This is a genomic window from Mesoflavibacter sp. (assembly GCF_964226795.1).
In the GTDB taxonomy this organism is placed as follows: Bacteria; Bacteroidota; Bacteroidia; order Flavobacteriales; family Flavobacteriaceae; genus Mesoflavibacter; species Mesoflavibacter zeaxanthinifaciens.
Map to the genome: position 1 here is coordinate 104,488 of NZ_CAXQQP010000005.1, position 21,330 is coordinate 125,817.

Annotated in this window: 12 protein-coding genes; 8 read left to right on the forward strand and 4 right to left on the reverse strand. The window is 31.8% G+C overall.

All coding sequences use genetic code 11. The features are described 5' to 3' along the window. Positions 1-100: 100 nt before the first annotated feature. The 6 genes from ACEQT4_RS02810 (at position 101) to ACEQT4_RS02835 (ending at position 14,122) form a co-directional block, all read left to right on the forward strand. A complete protein-coding gene (locus tag ACEQT4_RS02810) occupies positions 101-5,866 on the forward strand; it encodes a LamG-like jellyroll fold domain-containing protein (protein WP_370225917.1) in 5,766 nt (1,921 codons plus the stop codon). 22 nt (positions 5,867-5,888) lie between these two features. Then, complete coding sequence (locus ACEQT4_RS02815) at positions 5,889-8,819, forward strand: PQQ-dependent sugar dehydrogenase (protein ID WP_370225918.1); 2,931 nt, start codon at positions 5,889-5,891, stop codon at positions 8,817-8,819. A gap of 121 nt (positions 8,820-8,940) precedes the next feature. Further along, positions 8,941-12,345 (forward strand): isoleucine--tRNA ligase, encoded by a 3,405-nt coding sequence (gene ileS / locus ACEQT4_RS02820; RefSeq protein ID WP_370225920.1) that lies wholly within the window; start codon positions 8,941-8,943, stop codon positions 12,343-12,345. A 5-nt stretch (positions 12,346-12,350) separates the two neighbouring features. Next, positions 12,351-12,734 carry a TraR/DksA C4-type zinc finger protein gene (locus ACEQT4_RS02825; protein WP_027879607.1) on the forward strand — a complete coding sequence of 128 codons (384 nt, stop codon included), beginning with the start codon at positions 12,351-12,353 and terminating at the stop codon, positions 12,732-12,734. Positions 12,735-12,810: 76 nt separating this feature from the next. Further along, on the forward strand, positions 12,811-13,428 hold the full coding sequence (locus ACEQT4_RS02830; protein ID WP_370225921.1) for a hypothetical protein: 618 nt from the start codon (positions 12,811-12,813) through the stop codon (positions 13,426-13,428). Between the two features lie 67 nt (positions 13,429-13,495). Next, a complete protein-coding gene (locus ACEQT4_RS02835; protein WP_370225923.1) occupies positions 13,496-14,122 on the forward strand; it encodes a lipoprotein signal peptidase in 627 nt (208 codons plus the stop codon). On the opposite strand, the gene ACEQT4_RS02840 is transcribed toward ACEQT4_RS02835, so the two are convergent. From ACEQT4_RS02840 to ACEQT4_RS02855, 4 genes are read right to left on the reverse strand one after another with little or no spacing between them, the layout of a single operon-like run. Further along, the gene (locus ACEQT4_RS02840) at positions 14,119-14,682 is read right to left on the reverse strand and encodes a 5-formyltetrahydrofolate cyclo-ligase (protein ID WP_370225924.1); all 564 of its coding nucleotides are present in this window, start codon (positions 14,680-14,682) and stop codon (positions 14,119-14,121) included. The two genes, ACEQT4_RS02835 and ACEQT4_RS02840, sit on opposite strands and share 4 nt — an antisense overlap. 6 nt (positions 14,683-14,688) lie before the next feature. Then, the gene (locus tag ACEQT4_RS02845; protein WP_370225925.1) at positions 14,689-15,660 is read right to left on the reverse strand and encodes a succinylglutamate desuccinylase/aspartoacylase family protein; all 972 of its coding nucleotides are present in this window, start codon (positions 15,658-15,660) and stop codon (positions 14,689-14,691) included. Beyond that, entirely contained in the window at positions 15,660-16,538 is an 879-nt protein-coding gene (rimK, locus tag ACEQT4_RS02850; protein WP_106677232.1) for a 30S ribosomal protein S6--L-glutamate ligase, read from the reverse strand. The genes ACEQT4_RS02845 and rimK overlap by 1 nt, the downstream gene beginning before the upstream one ends. Next, positions 16,535-16,954, reverse strand: a complete 420-nt coding sequence (locus ACEQT4_RS02855) for a RimK/LysX family protein (RefSeq protein ID WP_027879601.1) — start codon at positions 16,952-16,954, stop codon at positions 16,535-16,537. The genes rimK and ACEQT4_RS02855 overlap by 4 nt, the downstream gene beginning before the upstream one ends. A gap of 137 nt (positions 16,955-17,091) precedes the next feature. On the opposite strand from ACEQT4_RS02855, the gene uvrC reads away from it, so the two are divergent. Together uvrC and ACEQT4_RS02865 are read left to right on the forward strand one after the other, a co-directional pair. Further along, positions 17,092-18,885, forward strand: coding sequence for an excinuclease ABC subunit UvrC (gene uvrC, locus ACEQT4_RS02860; RefSeq protein WP_370225927.1), 1,794 nt, complete (start codon positions 17,092-17,094; stop codon positions 18,883-18,885). After that, complete coding sequence (locus ACEQT4_RS02865) at positions 18,882-21,116, forward strand: patatin-like phospholipase family protein (protein WP_370225928.1); 2,235 nt, start codon at positions 18,882-18,884, stop codon at positions 21,114-21,116. Before uvrC ends, ACEQT4_RS02865 begins: the two co-directional genes overlap by 4 nt. The last annotated feature ends 214 nt before the right edge of the window (positions 21,117-21,330 follow it).

Sequence of the window (21,330 nt, forward strand, 5' to 3'; positions counted from 1 at the left end):
AGATATCGATTATTTTGGTGTAATCTATTGCGTTTAAATTAATTTTGATTTGCCCAAACACTACTAAAATAGTAGTAACCAAATCTAAAATATGATCGCTATGAATTTTAACCAAAACAAATTCGTTTCATTGCTTATTGTCTTATTTGTAATTTACACCACAAATCTTAATGCTCAATGTAGTTATAATATTAATTCATTAGGAGGTAATGATCTTGTGGACTGGAATGGACATCATATATCCAAAGTAGAAATCTTTGGAGACGCTGCTTCAACTATCAATAATAGTAATTCTAATACTAGATATACAGATTACACAAGTCAGTCTGTAAATGTAACAGCAGGAAATACTTATAGTTTTTCTATAGAAAACAATAAAGGTGGAAATACTTGGGGAAGTGTAGAGGTTGCAATTTGGATAGATTATGATAATAATGAAAATTATACACAAGTTTTTTCTCAACATTTTGGGCAAAATAATAATACCTCTCATACAATAACAGGCAGTTTTACTGTTAAACCATCAGCTAATTTAGGTACATCAAAAATTAGAATACAAGCTGCTTATTGTGATAACTGTAGCGGTAATGCAGGTGTATTGTCTAGTGATGGTTGCGATTTCACCAATACCTATAGAGGAGATGTAGAAGATTATACATTAAATGTTGTGCAGGCTTCTGCAACACCAGTAGTAATTGATGACCAACTAGAAGTTGTGGTTAATAGTGGCTCAGGTATAGATAATCAAATAGATGTATCTACTAATGATTATGTAGGCACTGTTGGAGGAGATTCTGATAATTATGCATTAGCATCTTCGCCATCAAACGGTATTGTTACCGAACTTACTGATGGTGTTTTTGAATATATACCTAATGCAAATTATTTAGGTGCAGATAGTTTTACATATACGTTGTGTAATAACATTAATCAATGCGAAACAGGTATTGTAAATATTACAGTAACCGATATTTATTGTACACCTGTAGCCTCAACAAATGGAGGAATAAGATATCTTTCTAATGTTACGTTGCCGGGAGAAACGATTACAATTAATAATAACTCTGGCGATGGTGATGGATATGAAGATTTCTCTCATTTACCTGCTGCAGATTTATATTTTGGTAATACATATGATCTTTCAATATTAATAGGTAGTGATACTCAGACTTTAAATGCAGCAAATCATAGATCTGGATGGGTTGCGTTTATAGATTTTAATCAAGACGGTATTTTTGATACAGGAACAGAAAGAATTTACAGATCTGGCGGTAATGGTGGAGGAGAAGAGCCCAACACTGCATTTCCGTATGCTACACAACAATTTATAGTACCAGCTACTGCTTTATCTGGTAATACAAGAATGCGTATAGGTATGAGGCAATATTGGTCTCCAGGAGAAGCGTGTTCAGACTCTTCTGCTAATGTTTTAGATTACGAAGACTATACGGTAAATATAGGTTTAGACCCAAATTCTCCTCAAGACATAACAGTAATTGGTAATAATACTAATATTACTAATGGCCAAACAGAAACGACGTATTCTAGTTTTACAGATTTTGGTACTTATGATATTAATGGAGGAGCTAAATCAAGAGTGTTTACTATAACAAATAATGGGTCTTTACCATTGGTTTTAGGTGCGTTACCTGTTCAATTTCAGGTAGGATCTAGTCCAGATTTTACAGTAACAGCACAACCAGCTCCAGGAACAAGTATAGCTTCTGGTGCAAGTGAAACCTTTATAATAAGTTTTGATCCTAGTGCAATAAACAATAATATAACAGCAGTTGTAGTAATTACTTCAGATGATCCAGACGAAAATCCGTTTACATTTTCTATTAGAGGTGAAGGAGATGTTTTGTATCCAGATACAGATGGAGATGGCGTTTCAGATAATATTGATATAGATGATGATAACGATGGTATTGCAGATGGTGAAGAGCAGTTACAATGTTTAATGTATAGTAATTCTACAGTTGTTGAAACTGAGTTTTTAAATGAAGACTTTGGAGCAGGAATTAATAGATCATCAATAAACGGAAACACACCAGGAGTAACAACATCTTACTGTTATGAAGATGGAGTAAATGGTCAAGCTTCTGGAGAGTGTGATGGAGATGTAAATTTAAATGATGGAGAGTATACAGTACATTATTCTATAACAAATGGAGATAGTACAAACACTACAGTAACAGCAACAGGAGAAAACATTGCAACATTTGCTTATTATGCTTGGTATAAAGGTGAAGATCATACACCTGGAGATACTAATGGAAGGATGGCAATTTTTAATGCGGCAGAAGATCCTGGTGTATTTTATGAAACAGCAATATCAGGTATTTTACCTAATGTGCCAGTTAATTACAGTTTTTGGGCATTAAATATAGATAATGCAGATAATAGATTTAGCGCAGGAGAATTACCAAGAATTAACCCAAATATTACTGTTAAGTTTTTGACTACAGACTATGCTACAGAATTAGCTTCTTTTGATACAGGTGATATTACAAGATGTGACTCTGGTAATAGTTGCGTAGATTCTGTTTGGAAAGAATTTGGAACAACATTGTCTTTTAATGAATCAGAGTTTATTATACAATTTATTAATAATTCTCCTGGTGGTTTAGGTAACGATTTAGCTTTAGATGATATTAGGATAACACAAACACTTTGTGACCTTGATGGAGATGGTGTTGCAGACGTATTTGATTTAGATAATGATAATGATGGTATACCTAATGTATACGAATTTGGAGGATATTTAAGTGTGAATGATTTTGATAGAGATGGGTTAGTTTGGTCTGATGTATCATGGGTAGATTCTAATGGTAATGGGATGCATGATAATTTAGAAGGTCAAACAGCTTTAGATACAGATGGAGATGGTGTACCAGATTATATAGACTTAGACTCAGATAATGACTCTGTTTTTGATGTGGTTGAAAATGATGGCTTTGGAGATTTAGATATTGATGGAGATGGTGTTGGAGACGGAACAGATGCAGGAACAGGTGTTAATAATGATAATTTTGATAACGACGGACTATTAGCATTAATAGACGGAAATGATGATGACGCAGATGAATCTGATCATGGAGCAGGAATTAATGGTTATAACTTTCCTGTTGATTCAGATGGAGATGGTATACCAGATTACTTGGATATTGATAGTAATGATAGTTCTAACAATGCTGCTAACGGAACAGATATTAGTCAGACTATTTTTTATAGTTTAGATAGTGATAATAATGGTGTTATAGATGTTATTGCAGATGCAGATCACGATGGTGTCTCAGATGCTTTTGATACTAGCAATATTGTTTACGGTTCTCCAAGAGATCTAGATGGGTCATATAGTTTGTTTTTTGATGGTAGAAACGACTATGTTGAAGATACAACAATTTTAACATCAGGAGATGCATCTTTATCTGCGTGGGTAAAAACAGAAGGATCAAATACTACGGCTAATAATCAAGTAATAGCAGGACAATCAAATATTTACATAAGACTTAATACGGATAATACAGTTTCATTTGTGTTAAATGGTTCGACTATAATAACATCTTCTACTGTTGTAAATAATAATATTTGGACACATGTTGCTGTTAGTACAAATGGATCTTCTTCAGTATTATACATTAATGGAGAACAAGAAGGTAATACCTCTTCTGGTGGTGTAGCATTAGATAGTTCAAACTTAACAATAGGAAAGCTAGCTAATGTGGACAATAATTATTTTCATGGAGAAATAGATGAGGTTAGAGTTTATAATATTTCTTTAACTTCAGAAGAAATTCAAAAAACAGTATATCAAGAGTTAGATGAATCCACAAACTTTAATCAAGGTTTAATCATTCCTAAAGATATTTCAGCAAATAGTACAGGAGTTAATTTATTGAAATATTATAAAATGGATATTTTTAAAGATGATATAACAGATAACAAAGTAACTTCTGCAATAGACTTATATACAGGAGCAAAATTATATAATATTAAAAATATTTATTTTCAAACGGCTCCATTGCCATATCAAACTAACGCTGATGGTTCTTGGACAGATAGTGCGTCTTGGTTACACGGAAATGTTTGGGACATTGCTGCTGTTGTAACTAATAAAGATTGGAGTATTGTACAAATAAATAACAATATTACAACTAATAATTCTCATACTAATTTAGGTTTAATTATCTCGGATAATAACCTTCTAGAGGTAAATAATGATAATTATATAAATAATACTTGGTATCTTAGTTTAAATGGAACAATAGATTTAAAATCAGATTCGCAACTAATACAAACAAATACTAGTGATTTAGTAACTTCTATTAATGGTAAAATTTACAGAAGACAAGAAGGATTATCAAATTTTTATAGATACAATTATTGGGGATCGCCAGTTGGAGCTCTTCAAAACACATCCTTATCAAATAACAACGCTTCAGGTTATGTAAATAACGCTACATTTCAATTAAATCAATTAAAAGATAATACATTATCACCTATTGAATTTACTACAGCTTATGATGAAATAGGCAAAATAAGTACCTATTGGACGTATACTTTTGAAAATGGTTATTCATATTATCACTGGAATAATATAAACGCTACAGATCCAATAGATGTTGGTGTTGGTTATATACATAAAGGTACTGGTTTAGGAGGATCAGAGTTTCAATATGTTTTTGAAGGACGACCAAATAATGGTTTGGTATCAATTAACGGTATAGATACAGGTGGACCAGGATCTGTAGGAGGAAGTAGTAAAACAGAATATTTATTAGGTAATCCTTATCCTTCGGCTTTAGATACAAATCAATTTATAAATGATAATGCAGGTGTAATAAGTGGTGAAATATATCTTTGGGAACAATGGGCAGGAGACACACATGTTTTAGCTCAATATCAAGGCGGATATGCAACTCTTAACCTATGGACATATGTAGAAGCCTATCAATTTGTAGGATTAAATGGAGCTGATAATGGTTCACAAGACGGAACCAAAACACCAACAAGATATTTGCCAGTTGCGCAAGGATTTATAGTTGAAGTTGAAAATACAGGTGAAATACAATTTAATAACAATCAAAGAATATTTAAAACAGAAGCATCTGGAGATTCTGTGTTTTTCAGGACTAGTGATAACAGTACAAATAGTGCAAGTAGTACATCTCAAGATTCAATAACATCGTTACGATTACAGTTTAAAACTCAAAATAATTTAGGAAGAGAGTTGGTTCTAGGTTTTAGTAATTTTACTACAGATGATTACGATTATGGATACGATAGTAAGGCTTACGAGTTAAATTCTAACGATTTATATTTACCATTACAAGATAAAAAGATGGTAATACAAGCTTATGGACCAATATATGCAGAAAAAGAAGTTGCTTTACATTTTAAAGCATCTCAAAATGGTATGTATACTATAAATCAAAAGGAGCTGTTAAACTTAAATAGTAGCCAGCAGATATATCTTTTTGATAGTTTTAATAATTATTACCATGATTTAACATCAACTCAAGAATATTCTTTTAATTCAGATGCAGGAGATTTTCCAAGTAGGTTCAAAGTAGTATTTCAAAATTCAGAAACACTCTCAATAGAACAAAATTCACTGCAGCAATTAAATATCTATTACAATAATTCTAGTAATAGTTTGCATATTAAAAATCTAAACGAAAATATAGAGCAGTTGGATTTATATAATGCATTAGGTCAAAAAATACTATCAAAAAAAGATATTAATATTACCGAAGCAGCTTCTGGAGTTTTATTAAATCAACAAAGTGACGGTGTTTACATTGCTTACGTTAAGACAAAAAACAGTACTTTTAGCAAGAAATTAATTATAAAAAATAATTAAACCCAAATTAACCTAACCAACAATGAAATACTTTTTTTATGGTTTCCTATTGCTATCTCAATTAGCATTAGCACAAACCTCAATGACACCTAGCTCTACTTCTGTAACTTATGGTTCAGATTGGACAACAACAAAAATTACTGCAGATAACGCATTAGATTACCCATGGGAAATTACTTATGGACCAGATAATAATTTATGGGTTACAGAGCGTGTTGGCGAAAAAATTGTAAGAGTGAGCACTACAACTTCTACAAATACTCCATTTACAATGATAGACTTAAGTACTAAAGTAACTTATTCTAAACAAGGCGGATTAATGGGTATGGCAATTCATCCAGATTTATATCAGGACATTGCAACTAATGTAAATAATTATGTTTTTGCAGCTTATACTTATGATGATGGTGGAGTTTTAAAATTAAGAATTGTTAGATTAATTTATAATAATACAACAGGAAACTTAACAGAAGATACATCTTTAGATGCTAATGGGACAATAGTTGAAGGTATACCAGCAAGTGGAGACCATAATTCGGGGCGATTAATTTTTGGACCGGATTTAAAGCTATATTATACAATTGGTGACCAAGGAGCAAATCAATTTGACTATTCATGTAACCCTGTACTATCGCAGGTATTACCTAATAGTATCACAGATTATGATAATTATCCAGGTAAAACTTTAAGACTAAACATAGATGGGTCAATCCCTAATGATAATCCTATTCTAAATGGTGTTAAAAGTCATGTGTATACTTATGGTCACAGAAATGCTCAAGGAATTATTTTTAGTCAAGACGGAAAATTATATGCATCAGAGCATGGACCAAAAACAGATGACGAAATAAACGTTATTAAAAGTGGTAAAAACTATGGATGGCCAGAAATAGCTGGTTATTACGATAATTTAGCCTATACATATTGTAACTGGTCTTCTTTAGGTGGAGCCTGTAATGCAAGTGATTTTAGTGATCATAATTGTCCGGCAGGAGCAGAAACTGCTACAGAGTTTGAATCATATCCATCAGGAGCACCATCAAATTTTGAGCCTCCAATAGGAACATACAATAGTACTATTGCAAACGATCCTTCTGGAGGTTGGTTTACTTGGCCAACACCTGCGCCTTCAAGTATTGATATACATGAAACAAATAACATTCCAGGATGGGGAAGATCTTTATTAATACCTTCTTTAAAAAAAGGAACTATATATAGAGCAAAACTTACTCCAGATGGAGAAGATATAGTGTCAGATTTTTATGAAGAATTTCATGCGTCTAATGATAGATATCGTGATATAGCAATTTCACCAGATGGATTAACAATATATGCAGTAACAGATAACGGTGGTGGTACTTCTGGTCCTTCATCTAATTCTGGTGTATCAATTCAAAATCCTGGAGTAATAATAAAAATAGAATATCAAGGCGTAACAATATCTAATCCTCCTGTAGCTAATTGCCAAGATATTACTGTAACATTAGATGCTACAGGTAATGCTCAAATTATTCCTGCAGATATAGATAATGGATCTACTGGTGGCTCTGCAGGTATTGCATCTTTAGTTATAGATCAAGATACATTTAATTGTACTCATACTGATAACCCTCAAACTGTTTGGTTAACAGTAACAGATAATAATGGAAATGAAAGTAGATGTTCTGCTCAAGTAACAGTAGTTCCTAATTCAAATCCAGCAGCTTTTACAGCACCTGTTTTGGACGATGTAGTAAGTAATTGCGAGATTACTGTTCCTGCACCATCATTAATTAATAATTCCTGTACCGAAGTTATTGCAACTACTACAGATCAAGTAACTTATACAGCAGGACAATCAGGTGTTATCACATGGGTTTTTGATGATGGTACATATACAGATACAGCAACTCAAAACGTAACAGTTAATACCTTGGCAGTACCTAATAATATTAACGTAACTCCAGGTACAACAACTGCCTATTTAAATTGGGATTTAATAGATGATGTTACTTATAATATAAGATATAGAGAAGTAGGAGCACCTACTTGGATAACTCAAACTTCATCTATGAATTCATTAACCTTAACGGGTTTAAATATGTTAACAAATTATGAAGTACAAGTAAATTCAGATTGTGGGTCTTCTCAGTCAGCATATAGTGTTATTGTTAACTTTACTACAACAGATATCACTTATGTAACTCCAACTGCTAGCTATTATCCAGATGATTTTTATATCAATAATTTTGAAATTTTAGATGAGAATTCTAATAGTATTTTAAATAATAGTTCAAATCAATCAGAAGATATTATGGGATATTCTAATCATACAGATGACGGCTTAAGTATTCCAGATTTAAAACAATTAGATCAATTTAATGTTGTAGTGTCTTTAGTAAATACGCATCCTTGGAACAAGACTTCAGGACATAGTATTTGGATAGATTATAACCAAGACGGTGATTTTGATGATTTAAATGAAAGAGTTTGGGGGACAACAAACGGTGATGATTTATTCCCTCACGGAGTTTCTGGAACAGGAAGTTTTACTGTTCCAGAAGAAGCTTTGTTGGGGAATACCAGAATGAGAATAGCGTCAAGAACCTACTGGACACCTAATGATCCAGAAGCAATGACTTACGATGGTAATAACGGTGGAGAATATGAGGATTATACAGTAAACATAACATCTAACACACTTTCTGTTACTAATTTTAATATAGATAGTTTTGGTATTTATCCAAATCCAATAAACAACGATTTTATTATTAAATTTGCAAGAGGTGTAAATAAAGATTTAACAGTTACACTGTCCGATTTACAAGGAAGAATAATTGAGCAAAAAAGAATGTCTAAATCTGTTAGCTCTTTACAGTTTAAAAATCTAAATCATTTAAACAGTGGTATTTATTTTGTGTCTATTTTAGATGGAAACAAAATTGTAAAGTCAAAAAAGCTTATAAAAATGTAAATTTTTAAAATTATAATTAAGAAAAGCTTCAATATCTAAATTGAAGCTTTTTTTATGCTCAAAAATCAGACTTTTAAACAGAATTCATTAATTTCGCGACTCTTATAAGAAAAACGAAAACATGAATACTGGATTTCCTGAATATAAAGGACTTAACTTACCAAAAGTAGCAGAAGAAATTCTTAACTATTGGGAAGACAATAATATCTTCGAAAAAAGTGTAACCTCTCGAGAAAACGCAGAACCTTTTGTGTTTTTTGAAGGTCCACCATCTGCAAACGGTTTACCTGGTGTACACCACGTATTAGCACGTGCAATTAAAGATATTTTTCCAAGGTATAAAACCATGAAAGGTTACAAAGTAAAGCGTAAAGCTGGTTGGGATACACATGGTTTACCAGTAGAATTAGGTGTAGAAAAAGAGTTAGGAATTACCAAAGAAGATATTGGTAAAAAAATTACTGTAGAAGAGTATAACGCTGCATGTCGTAAAGCCGTAATGCGTTACACAGACATCTGGAATAACCTAACCCAACAAATGGGATATTGGGTAGATATGGACGATCCATACATTACCTATAAACCAAAATATATGGAAAGTGTTTGGTGGTTGTTAAAGCAAATCTACAATAAAGAATTGTTGTATAAAGGCTATACCATTCAGCCATATTCTCCAAAAGCAGGAACAGGATTAAGTTCTCACGAGCTTAATCAACCAGGAACATACCAAGATGTAACAGATACAACTGTAGTAGCGCAGTTTAAAGCTGTAGCAGATACGTTACCAGACTTTTTACAAAACGAAGGCGATATTCATTTTATAGCTTGGACTACAACACCTTGGACATTACCAAGTAATACAGCATTAACCGTTGGTCCAAAAATAGATTACGTTTTAGTCGAAACGTATAACCAATATACCTTCAAACCTATGAATGTGATATTGGCTAAAAATCTTGTTGGTAAACAATTTGACGGTAAGTATAAGCAAGTTGAAACAAAGCCAGAATTAATTGAATATAAAGAAGGTGACAAGAAAATTCCTTTTTACATCGTAAAAGAATTTAAAGGAAAAGACCTAGTTGGTATCAAGTATGAGCAATTGTTAGATTACGTATTACCAAATGATAATCCTGAAAATGCATTTAGAGTAATTTCTGGAGATTTCGTAACGACTGAAGACGGTACAGGTATCGTACACACAGCGCCAACCTTTGGTGCAGATGATGCTTTAGTGGCAAAACAAGCAACACCAGAAATACCACCAATGTTGGTAAAAGACGAGAATGATAACTTGGTACCATTAGTAGATTTACAAGGTAAATTTAGACCAGAAGTGACCGAGTTTGCTGGTAAATACGTAAAGAATGAATATTACGCAGAAGGCGAAGCACCAGAAAAGTCAGTTGATGTAGAAATTGCCATCAAACTTAAAATAGAAAACAAAGCTTTTAAAGTAGAAAAATACAAGCATAGCTATCCAAACTGTTGGCGTACAGATAAACCAATTTTATACTATCCGTTAGATTCTTGGTTTATCAAAGTAACAGACGTAAAAGATAGAATGCATGAGTTAAATACAACCATTAATTGGAAACCAAAATCTACAGGAGAAGGACGTTTTGGTAACTGGTTAGCTAATGCAAACGATTGGAATTTATCACGATCACGTTATTGGGGAATACCATTACCAATTTGGCGTACAGAAGATGGTAAAGAAGAAATTTGTATCGGTTCTGTTGAAGAATTAAAAGCCGAAATGGCTAAAGCTGTTTCAGCTGGCGTACTTCAAAAGGATATTTTTGAAGATTTTGAAGTTGGTAACATGTCTGAAGACAACTACGATAAAATAGATTTACATAAAAACATTGTAGATCAAATTACGTTAGTATCGCCATCTGGTCAATCAATGAAGCGTGAAAGCGACTTGATAGACGTTTGGTTTGATTCAGGATCAATGCCTTACGCGCAGTGGCATTACCCATTTGAAAACAAAAACTTAATAGATAATAACGAAGCTTATCCTGCCGATTTTATTGCCGAAGGTGTAGACCAAACACGAGGTTGGTTTTACACATTGCACGCAATTGGTACTATGGTTTTCGATTCTGTAGCGTATAAAAATGTAGTGTCAAACGGATTAGTTTTAGATAAAAACGGACAAAAAATGTCTAAGCGTTTAGGTAACGCAGTAGATCCTTTTGAAACTTTAGATAATTACGGTGCAGATGCCACACGTTGGTACATGATTGGTAATGCCAATCCATGGGACAACTTAAAATTTGATATTGAAGGTGTAGAAGAAGTAAAACGTAAGTTTTTCGGTACGTTGTACAATACGTATTCGTTCTTCAGCTTATATACCAATTTAGATAAATTTAGTTATGCTGAAGCAGAAATTCCTTTAGCAGAACGACCAGAGTTAGACCGTTGGATTCTTTCAGAATTACACACTTTGATTCAAAAAGTAGATGAATATTATGCCGAATATGAGCCTACAAAAGCAGCGCGTGCTATTTCAGATTTTACACAAGATTACTTAAGTAACTGGTACGTGCGTTTAAGTAGAAGACGTTTCTGGAAAGGCGATTACCAAACCGATAAAATTTCGGCTTACCAAACGCTGTATACGTGTATGGTAACCATTGCAAAGTTAGGCGCGCCAATTGCACCATTCTTTATGGATAAGCTGTATTTAGACTTAAATAGCGTAACTAAAAAAGAGACGTTTGAAAGTGTTCACCTTTCAGATTTCCCTAAATACGATGCAAGCTTTGTAGATAAATCTTTAGAGCGAAAAATGGAGAACGCGCAAACAATTTCTTCATTAGTATTATCGTTAAGAGCTAAAGAGAAAATTAAAGTACGTCAGCCACTACAGAAAATTATGATTCCTGTAGATTCTGCACAGCAAAGAGAAGAAATAAAAGCGGTAGAAAACTTAATAAAACACGAGGTTAATATTAAAGAAATCGAGCTTTTAGAAGACGCTTCAGATATCTTAGTTAAGCAAATAAAACCAAACTTTAAAGTACTTGGACCACGTTTTGGTAAAGATATGAAGTTGATTGCTAGTGAGATACAAAAACTTGGCGCAGACGATATTAAAAATATTGAACAAAATAACACTTTAGACATCGATTGTAATGGAAAAATTATTACATTACAACGTGAAGATGTTGAAATAACATCGCAAGATATTGAAGGTTGGTTAGTTGCTAATGAAGGTAAAATAACAGTAGCTTTAGATGTAACTATTACAGAGCCATTACGTGAAGAAGGTATTGCAAGAGAATTAGTAAACCGAATTCAAAACCTACGTAAAGACTCAGGATTTGAAGTAACAGATAGAATTACTGTACAAATCCAAAACGACCAAAATATCGAGCAGGCTATTAACAACAATCTAGATTATATTAAGACCGAAACCTTAACTGATAATCTTGAAATTATTAACCAAATAGACAATGGTATAGAAATTGCTTTTGATGACGTAAATACCAAATTGTCTATTCAAAAAAATTAAAAATTATGGCAACAGATACAAACGTAAGATACTCTGATAAAGACTTAGCAGAGTTCAAGGCTTTAATTCAAGAAAAAATCGATAAAGCACAGCACGATTTAGATTTAATAAAAAGTGCTTATATGAACGATCATAATAATGGTACAGACGATACGTCGCCTACTTTTAAAGCGTTTGACGAAGGTAGTGAAGTAATGAGCAAAGAGTCTAACTCGCAATTAGCTATTAGACAAGAAAAATTTATTCGTGATTTAAAAAATGCTTTAATCCGTATAGAGAATAAAACCTATGGTATCTGTCGTGTAACAGGTAAATTAATAAACAAAAAACGTTTAGAGCTTGTGCCACACGCAACCTTAAGTATTGAAGCAAAAAACATGCAAAAATAAGCTGTTGCTTAATATATAATTTAAAAAATTAACGCTTCAATTAGTTGAATTGAAGCGTTTTTTATTTCCACAAATTTTGAAATTCAAACTCGTCTTATTTTTTCTTTTAATTGTTCATTGTTCTATTGCACAGAAGCAAACCGAAAAACAATGGAATGCACAGAAAATCAAAAAAGTTGATATTGATGGTGAAGGAATTTTTAAGATTAACATTAAGAATAGTGAATCTAATACTATTGATTTGTTGGTTAAATTTGAAGGCGAGCATTCAGAAAATTTAGTGATAATCGATAGTATTAACCAAGGTGTTTTAAGGCTGTCTACAGACTTTCAACCTTTATTTAAAGCAGATAATGACAAGTTAAGTGCGCATAAAGTATTGTCTGTAGAGTTGCAATTAAGTATTCCAAAACATATTGATTTAAATATTAAAAGTGATATTGCGCAAACTAAAATAGAAGGTCAATTTCCAAATGTGTTTATAGAGTTAAAAACTGGTAATTGTATATTAGATCCGTTTTTTGGTAATGCAACAATAAATACTATAAACGGAACTATTAATATTAAAACAAACAACGCAAAAACCATTGCAAAAAGTAAAACAGGAATAGTAGACGTTATGCAATTTAAACTAGCATTACATCAATTAAACCTACAAACTGTTAACGGAAATATAATCGTCTCTAAAATTTAAAAAATAAGTCTATTTTTGTTTAAAACTAATCCTTGTCAACTAAGCATAGTTGACAAGTCTATACTTTATGAGCCTAAAAAAAGCTACAATCTTTATCATCTTAATTTTACTTATTGATCAAGTAAGTAAAATATATGTAAAAACACATTTTGTATTAGGAGAAGATGTTGCTGTTTTTGATTGGTTTAAAATTTATTTTATAGAAAATAGCGGTATGGCTTGGGGAACAAAACTAAGTGATTTGTTTCCTTTTATTAGTGATCGTACTGCAAAAGTTAGTCTTACTGTCTTCAGGATTTTTGCAATTATTGGTATTGGATATTGGTTGTACAATAGTATTAAAAAGCAACAATCTAAAATGCTTAATGTTGCACTTATCTTTGTGTTTGCTGGTGCTTTGGGTAATATATTAGATTCTGTGTTTTACGGTGTTTTATTTGACGATAGTATTGGTCAAGTAGCTACATTTATGCCAGAACAAGGTTACGATAGTATGTTGCACGGGAAGGTAGTAGATATGTTATACTTCCCGATTTGGCAAGGATATTTGCCAGAATGGATACCAAGTGTTGGCGGTAAATACTTTACTTTTTTTGAGCCTGTTTTTAACATTGCAGACGTAGCTATTAGTATTGGTTTTGGAATATTAATTTTCTTTAATAAAAAAGCGTTTCCAAAAATAGAAGATGCTTAGAATTTGTAAACCTTATCAGGTGTTACACAATAATCTAAAGCAATATCACCTTCGTAAGCATCCTTAATTTCAGCTTCAGCTTCAAAAAAAGATAAACCTATTTTTACAGTGTCTGGTCTACAATTGGATAAAAAGTTATCGTAAAATCCTTTGCCATAACCTACTCTATTTCCCTTTAAATCAAAAGCTAAAAGCGGTATAAATACAACATCTATATTATGATTTGGTATCTCAATACCACTAACAGGCTCTGGTATGTTATATTGATTAAGTTTTAAAGTGGTATTGTCCGATAACAGGTAATTGGTTAATGTGTTGCTTTCAAAATTGCTTTTAGAAATAGCTATGTTTTTATCTTTTCCGGATAGAATATTTAAAATAAATTCAGTTTGAATTTCTTTCTGTGATTCAATAGTTAAAAATAAGTGGTACACATTGTAATCCCAAATAGATAGTTTTAATAATTGGTTAGCAATATCAATGCTAAATTGATCTATTTGTTCTTCGGTAAGTTGTTGTCTTAAAGCTTTATATTTTTGGCGTAATCGGGCTTTATTCATTTTTAATTATTTAACTATTTCTGTTGAAATATGAAATAAAGCATCACCTTGATAAACAATAGGAGATTCATTTATATTAAACACGTAACCATCATGTTTTGCTTTTACAAAATGATTAAATTTTCCGTAAGGATCTGTAATATTACCAATGGTGTCACCTTCTTTTATATATTGACCTAAATCTACATTAGCTTTAAACATACCAGAAAAGCTTGCACGTTGCCATTTGCTATCTAATATTTTTATACATGCTTTTTTAGGCTCAGAAACATTATATTTTTTTCTTAGCATGCCAAAGTGATTTAGGATGCGTTTGGCGCCATTAACACCTGTGTTAGTGACTGTTTTGTCTATATGAAACGATTTTCCGCCTTCAAAAAGAAGGATAGGTTTACCAAGTTCGTTACACGTTTTTCTAAATGATTTGTTTAGGTTTTTAGAGTATAAGATAAATGGCGCTCCAAATATTTCTGCCATAACATCATCATCTTCATTACCAGGAGCAATACGTATTTGAGGTGCATTAAACCTAAAAGCGCCACCGGTATGAAAATCGACAATAAAGTCTACTTCAGGTATAATTTCGTTTACTAAAGTATGCGCAACACGACTGGCCAAAGAGCCATTTTTTATTCCAGGAAAAACACGATTTAAGTCTCTGCCATCAGGAAATTCGCGTTCCATATTAATAAATCCAAAGATGTTTAAAACAGGAATACAAATTGTGGTACCAACTTTAGGTTTATTTATTCCTTTTGAAATTAATTGACGTACAATTTCAATACCATTTACTTCGTCGCCATGTATGCCAGCAGTAAACAAAATTGTAGGTCCAGGTTTTTTAGAGCGTTCTATAATAACAGGAACATCTACTGGAGTACGTGTGTGTAAATGTGCAACATTAAAGCTTAGTTCTGCACTTTTACCTGGTTTAATAATTTCATCTAAAATATGTAAGTCCTTTTGTTGATAAATCATTAAGCGTTACTGTTTCGTTCTAAATAAGTTATAATGCTTTTAGCAATATTTTTTCCTGTAGCTTTTTCTATGCCTTCTAATCCTGGTGTAGAGTTTACTTCTAGCAGTAAAGGTCCTCTTTCAGATTGTAGCATGTCTACGCCACAAACGGGAAGTTTTAATGCTCTAGAAGCATTCATGGCAAGACGAAGTTCTGCTTCAGAAAGTTTTATGATTTTTGCGCTACCACCACGATGTAAATTAGATCTAAATTCGCCTTCTTTACCTTGGCGTTTCATTGCGCCAACAACTTGACCGTCTACTACTAAAGCTCTAAGATCTGCGCCTTTAGCTTCCTTAATAAATTCTTGTACAATAACTCTAGCTTGTAACCCATTAAAAGCTTCTAGAACAGATTCGGCAGCATTTTTAGTTTCGGCTAAGACAACACCAAGACCTTGTGTACCTTCTAAAAGTTTAATGATTACTGGCGCGCCGCCAACATGGTCTATAACTTCTTCTACATCTCTAGAATAGTTGGTAAATACTGTTTTAGGCATGCCAATTCCTCTTTTACTAAGACGTTGTAAACTTTTTAACTTATCTCTTGATCGTAAGATAGAATCTGAAGTTACTGTAGTAAATACACCCATCATTTCAAATTGCCTTACTACTGCACAACCATAAAATGTAACCGAAGCGCCAATACGTGGTATAACTGCATCTACGTAATCTAAATAGCGATCTTTATAGTAAATTGTTGGTTTTTCTTTTTCAATAATAATATCGCATTTTAAAGGGTCTATAACTTCTACTTTATGACCTCTATTTTCGGCTTCTTCAACTAATCTATCTGTTGAGTATAAACCTGCGTTGCGCGATAGAATAACTATATTCATTCTACTTTTTTATTAAATGATTGGTTTTGTAAATCGACATCAACTAAAAATTTTCGTTTTAAAAATTGCCTGCCTATTAAAACAGGAAACCTCATGTCGCTTCTTGTGCTTAAAGTTAAGTTAATCTTGTAGGTTTTACCAAAAAAAACAACATCAGTTTTTATTTTGTATCGGTTTTCTACAAAACCATTACTGCTTTTTACATCGGTTAAACTGTACTCTTTAAATAAAACAGGCTCTGATTTTTCGGTTTTATTATCATCAAAAAAGCAAAGTAAACCTTGGTCAGTAAGTGTAATGTTAGAACAATGTATGCTTGATGTGTAAGCGCCAGTATCTATCTTACAATTAATGTTTAATAAATTTAATTTAGGGAAGTCTATACAATCTGTTCTTCCTATAATTTTCTTTGTCATTTTTTTTATTTAAAAGTCGCGCAATGTAGTAAATATAACATTGCTTAAAATTTAATTTTGGTTAAAGTTTTAATTAAAAACTATTAAATAATTACCTTTGAGTACCACTAGATTTTACACCTATTTACTATTAATTTATGAGTAAAACCAACTTAGATATTCAATTAAAAACCATTCCAGAATCTGCTGGTGTTTATCAGTATTACGACAAAGAAGGTACTATAATTTATGTTGGTAAAGCAAAAAATCTTAAAAAACGTGTAAGTTCTTATTTTACAAAAACACATGACAGTGGTAAAACCAGAGTTTTAGTAAAACGTATTGCAGACATCAAATTTATTGTTGTTGAGACCGAAACCGATGCTTTACTATTAGAAAACAATCTAATTAAAAAGCATAAACCGCGTTACAATGTATTGTTAAAGGACGATAAATCTTATCCATGGATTTGTATCAAAAAAGAACGTTTTCCGCGTGTATTTCCAACACGTCGTTTAATCAAAGATGGAAGCGAATATTTTGGACCTTACACAAGTATGAAAACCGTACATACCTTATTAGATTTAATAAAAGGATTGTATCAATTACGAACTTGTAATTATGATTTAGCCGAAGATAAAATAGAAGACGGTAAGTATAAAGTATGTCTAGAATATCATTTAGGAAATTGTCAAGGTCCTTGTGAAGGCTATCAAACCGAAGAAGATTATCAAGAAAATATAAAGGCAATTCGCGAAATAATTAAAGGAAACTTTAAAGACTCTTTAGGACAATTTAAACAGCAAATGAAGGATTATGCCGAAAAAATGCAGTTTGAAGATGCGCAACGTATTAAAGAAAAAATTGAAGTTTTAGAAAATTATCAAGCAAAATCTACAATTATAAACCCAAGAATAAGTAATGTAGATGTATTTTCTATTGTTAGTGACGAGAGTTTTGGCTATATCAATTTTCTTCAGATATCTTATGGATCCATCATCCGGTCTCACACTTTAGAAATAAAGAAAAAGTTAGATGAAACCGATAAAGAGTTATTAGAATTAGCAATTGTTGAAATAAGAGAACGTTTCAACTCTAAATCAAAAGAAATTTACGTACCTTTTAAGGTAAATATAGGTGAAGAAATTAAAGTAACAGTACCACAACTAGGAGACAAAAAACACATTTTAGATCTGTCTTTAAGAAACGCAAAGTATTATAGAATGGAGCGTTTTAAACAAATAAAGATCACAGATCCAGATCGTCACGCCAATAGGATAATGGCACAAATGAAAGCCGATTTAAGATTATCTGAAGAGCCAAGACATATCGAGTGTTTTGATAACTCTAACATACAAGGGACTAATCCAGTTGCGGCTTGTGTAGTCTTTAAAAATGGTAAACCAAGCAAGAAAGATTACCGCCATTTTAATATTAAAACAGTAGAAGGACCAGACGATTTTGCATCTATGGAAGAAGTCGTTTTCCGTCGTTACAAGCGGTTATTAGAAGAAGAACAACCGTTACCGCAGTTAATAATAATAGATGGAGGAAAAGGACAATTATCTTCAGCATTAAAAAGTTTAGATCTTTTAGGTTTAAGAGGAAAAATTGCCATTATCGGAATTGCAAAACGTTTAGAAGAATTATTTTATCCAAATGATCCAATTCCGTTATATTTAGATAAAAAAAGCGAAACGCTTAAAATAATACAACAATTACGTAACGAAGCTCATAGATTTGGTATAGAGCATCACCGTAATAGACGAAGCAAAAATGCGTTAAATAGTGCTTTAGATACGATACCAGGTATTGGCGAAAAAACTATTGTAGAGTTACTTAAAAAATTTAAATCAACCAAAAGAATAGCTAATGCAAAACTAGATGAGTTAGAAGAAGTAGTAGGCGTATCTAGAGCATCAAAAATTTACAACCATTACCATAAAGAATGAAACCATTTATCATCGCTATTTTGCTATTACTAACTGTAAATACAGTTAGTAATGCCCAAGAAAAAAATATAAAAGAACCAAAAGTAGGTCTAGTTTTAAGCGGTGGAGGCGCTAAAGGATTTGCACATATTGGTGCCTTAAAAGTTATTGATAGTCTAGGAATAAGGGTAGATTATGTTGCAGGAACAAGTATGGGAGCAATTATTGGTTCTTTATACGCATCAGGTTATTCTGGTAAACAGCTAGATTCTATTTTTCAAGGCGTAAATTTTGATAATATTATTACAGACAAACTGCCAAGAGAAGCAAAGTCTAATTATGAAAGAGAAATTTCAGAAAAATACGCAGTAACCTTACCATTTGATAATTTTAAGATGAAATTGCCTTCTGCACTCTCAAAAGGGCAAAACACTTTTAATTTATTAAGTAAGCTTTTAATTAATGTTTGTAATAAAAAAGATTTTAGTGAGCTTCCTATACCTTTTTTCTGTATCGCAACAGATGTAGAAACAGGTAAACAAGTTGTGCTAGATAAAGGTAATTTAGCACAAGCAGTTAAAGCAAGCGGCGCTTTTCCTTCATTATTTGAACCGGTTTTAATTAAAGATCAATTATTAATAGATGGTGGAGTAGTCAATAACTATCCTATAGAAGAGTTAAGAGCTAAAGGGATGGATATAATTATTGGTGTAGATGTACAAGATGGTTTAGCAAATCGTACAGATTTATCTTCTGCACCAGCAATATTATTTCAAATAAATAATTTTAGAACCATAAATGATATGGTTAAAAAGTCTGAAGAAACAGACATATACATTAAACCAGATATATCTAAATTTACAGTTGTCTCTTTTGATGATGGAAGAGAGATTATTGATAATGGAGAAAAAGCTGCTTTGCAAAATTTAGAACAACTAAATCAATTAAAAGGCAAACAGATTAAACCAAGAATAAAAACACAAGTACAAAAATCTCCGGATAGTATAAGGCTTAATTATATAGAAACTCACGGTTTAGAAAAATACACCAGGTCTTATGTGTTAGGTAAACTTCAGTTAAGACCATATTCTAAAATAGCTTATAAAGATCTTACTTTGGGAGCAAATAATTTAGTGGCTACTAATAACTTTGATAATTTCTTTTATGAGCTTAAACCAGAAGAAAATGATGGTTATAAGTTAATAACTAAAGTAAGAGAATCTAAAAAAACTACTTTCTTAAAGTTTGCTTTACATTACGACGATTTATATAAAAGTGCCATTTTAGCAAATATTACTAAAAAGCAGTTTTTGTTAAAAAATGATGTGGCTTCTTTAGATTTTATAGTAGGTGATCATGTAAGATATAATTTTGATTATTTTATTGATAAAGGAATTTATTGGAGTATAGGAGTTAACTCTAGATTTAGCGAGTTTGATAACGGAGTTGTGTCTTCTGCTTTTCTGTCTGAATTAGAAATATCAAGTGCAGGAGTAAATAAAATTAATGCAGAATTATCAGATTTTACCAATCAATTCTTTTTTCAAACGTTGTTTAGAAATGATTTAGTGTTTACTATCGGTGCAGAACATAAAAAACTAAAAGTAAAAACAGAAACAATAATTACTGAAGAAGATGAAGAAGAAACTGTTTTTGAAAATAGTAATTATTTAAGTGTTTTTGGTAGTCTTAAGTTTGATTCTTATGATAGCAAATACTTTCCTACAAGAGGAATGTACTTTAACGCACAAGGTAATTACTACTTATATTCATCAGATTTTGGAGGAGATTTTTCGCCTTTTTCAATCCTAAAAGCAGAAGTAGGTTATGCTTTTAGAGCAACAGATAAATTATCTTTTAATATTACATCAGATGGAGGTTTTAAGATCAACCCTAAAGCAAATAGATTTTTAGACTTTGTATTAGGTGGTTATGGTAATGACTTTATAAATAATTTTAAACCTTTTTATGGTTATGATTTTTTAAGTATTGCTGCAGACTCTTATATCAAAGGATCTGTAAGTTTAGATTATAATTTTGTGCCAAAAAACCATTTAATATTGGCAGCAAATTACGCCAATGTTGAAGATAGATTATTTGATGATGGAGAGTGGTTATCTTGGCCACAATACTCTGGCTATGCAGTTGGATACTCTTTAGAGAGTTTTTTAGGTCCTATAGAAGTTAAATACACATATTCACCTGATACAAAAAAAGGATTTTGGTTTTTTAATTTAGGATATTGGTTTTAAGTTAAGTTTTTGAAAATCAGTTTGTTTAAACTTAACAAAAAAGACTTTCAAAACTCTAAAAAAAATACGATATTTGAAGTATATGAATACTATTTGGATGCATTTATTATCTCACTTAAAATTTCTTATTAAAAGAAATCCAGAATAGTATTCAATTATCTTAGCTAACAAACAATTAGACGTAGTTCTAATATTTCATTAATAAAAAATATTA

What these genes read in the sequence shown, in the direction of transcription:
- ACEQT4_RS02810 (WP_370225917.1), top strand. Translation starts at nt 101, where the DNA reads ATGAATTTTAACCAAAACAAATTCGTTTCATTGCTTATTGTCTTATTT.
- ACEQT4_RS02815 (WP_370225918.1), top strand. Translation starts at nt 5,889, where the DNA reads ATGAAATACTTTTTTTATGGTTTCCTATTGCTATCTCAATTAGCATTA.
- ileS (WP_370225920.1), top strand. Translation starts at nt 8,941, where the DNA reads ATGAATACTGGATTTCCTGAATATAAAGGACTTAACTTACCAAAAGTA.
- ACEQT4_RS02825 (WP_027879607.1), top strand. Translation starts at nt 12,351, where the DNA reads ATGGCAACAGATACAAACGTAAGATACTCTGATAAAGACTTAGCAGAG.
- ACEQT4_RS02835 (WP_370225923.1), top strand. Translation starts at nt 13,496, where the DNA reads ATGAGCCTAAAAAAAGCTACAATCTTTATCATCTTAATTTTACTTATT.
- ACEQT4_RS02840 (WP_370225924.1), bottom strand. Translation starts at nt 14,682, where the DNA reads ATGAATAAAGCCCGATTACGCCAAAAATATAAAGCTTTAAGACAACAA.
- ACEQT4_RS02845 (WP_370225925.1), bottom strand. Translation starts at nt 15,660, where the DNA reads ATGATTTATCAACAAAAGGACTTACATATTTTAGATGAAATTATTAAA.
- rimK (WP_106677232.1), bottom strand. Translation starts at nt 16,538, where the DNA reads ATGAATATAGTTATTCTATCGCGCAACGCAGGTTTATACTCAACAGAT.
- ACEQT4_RS02855 (WP_027879601.1), bottom strand. Translation starts at nt 16,954, where the DNA reads ATGACAAAGAAAATTATAGGAAGAACAGATTGTATAGACTTCCCTAAA.
- uvrC (WP_370225927.1), top strand. Translation starts at nt 17,092, where the DNA reads ATGAGTAAAACCAACTTAGATATTCAATTAAAAACCATTCCAGAATCT.
- ACEQT4_RS02865 (WP_370225928.1), top strand. Translation starts at nt 18,882, where the DNA reads ATGAAACCATTTATCATCGCTATTTTGCTATTACTAACTGTAAATACA.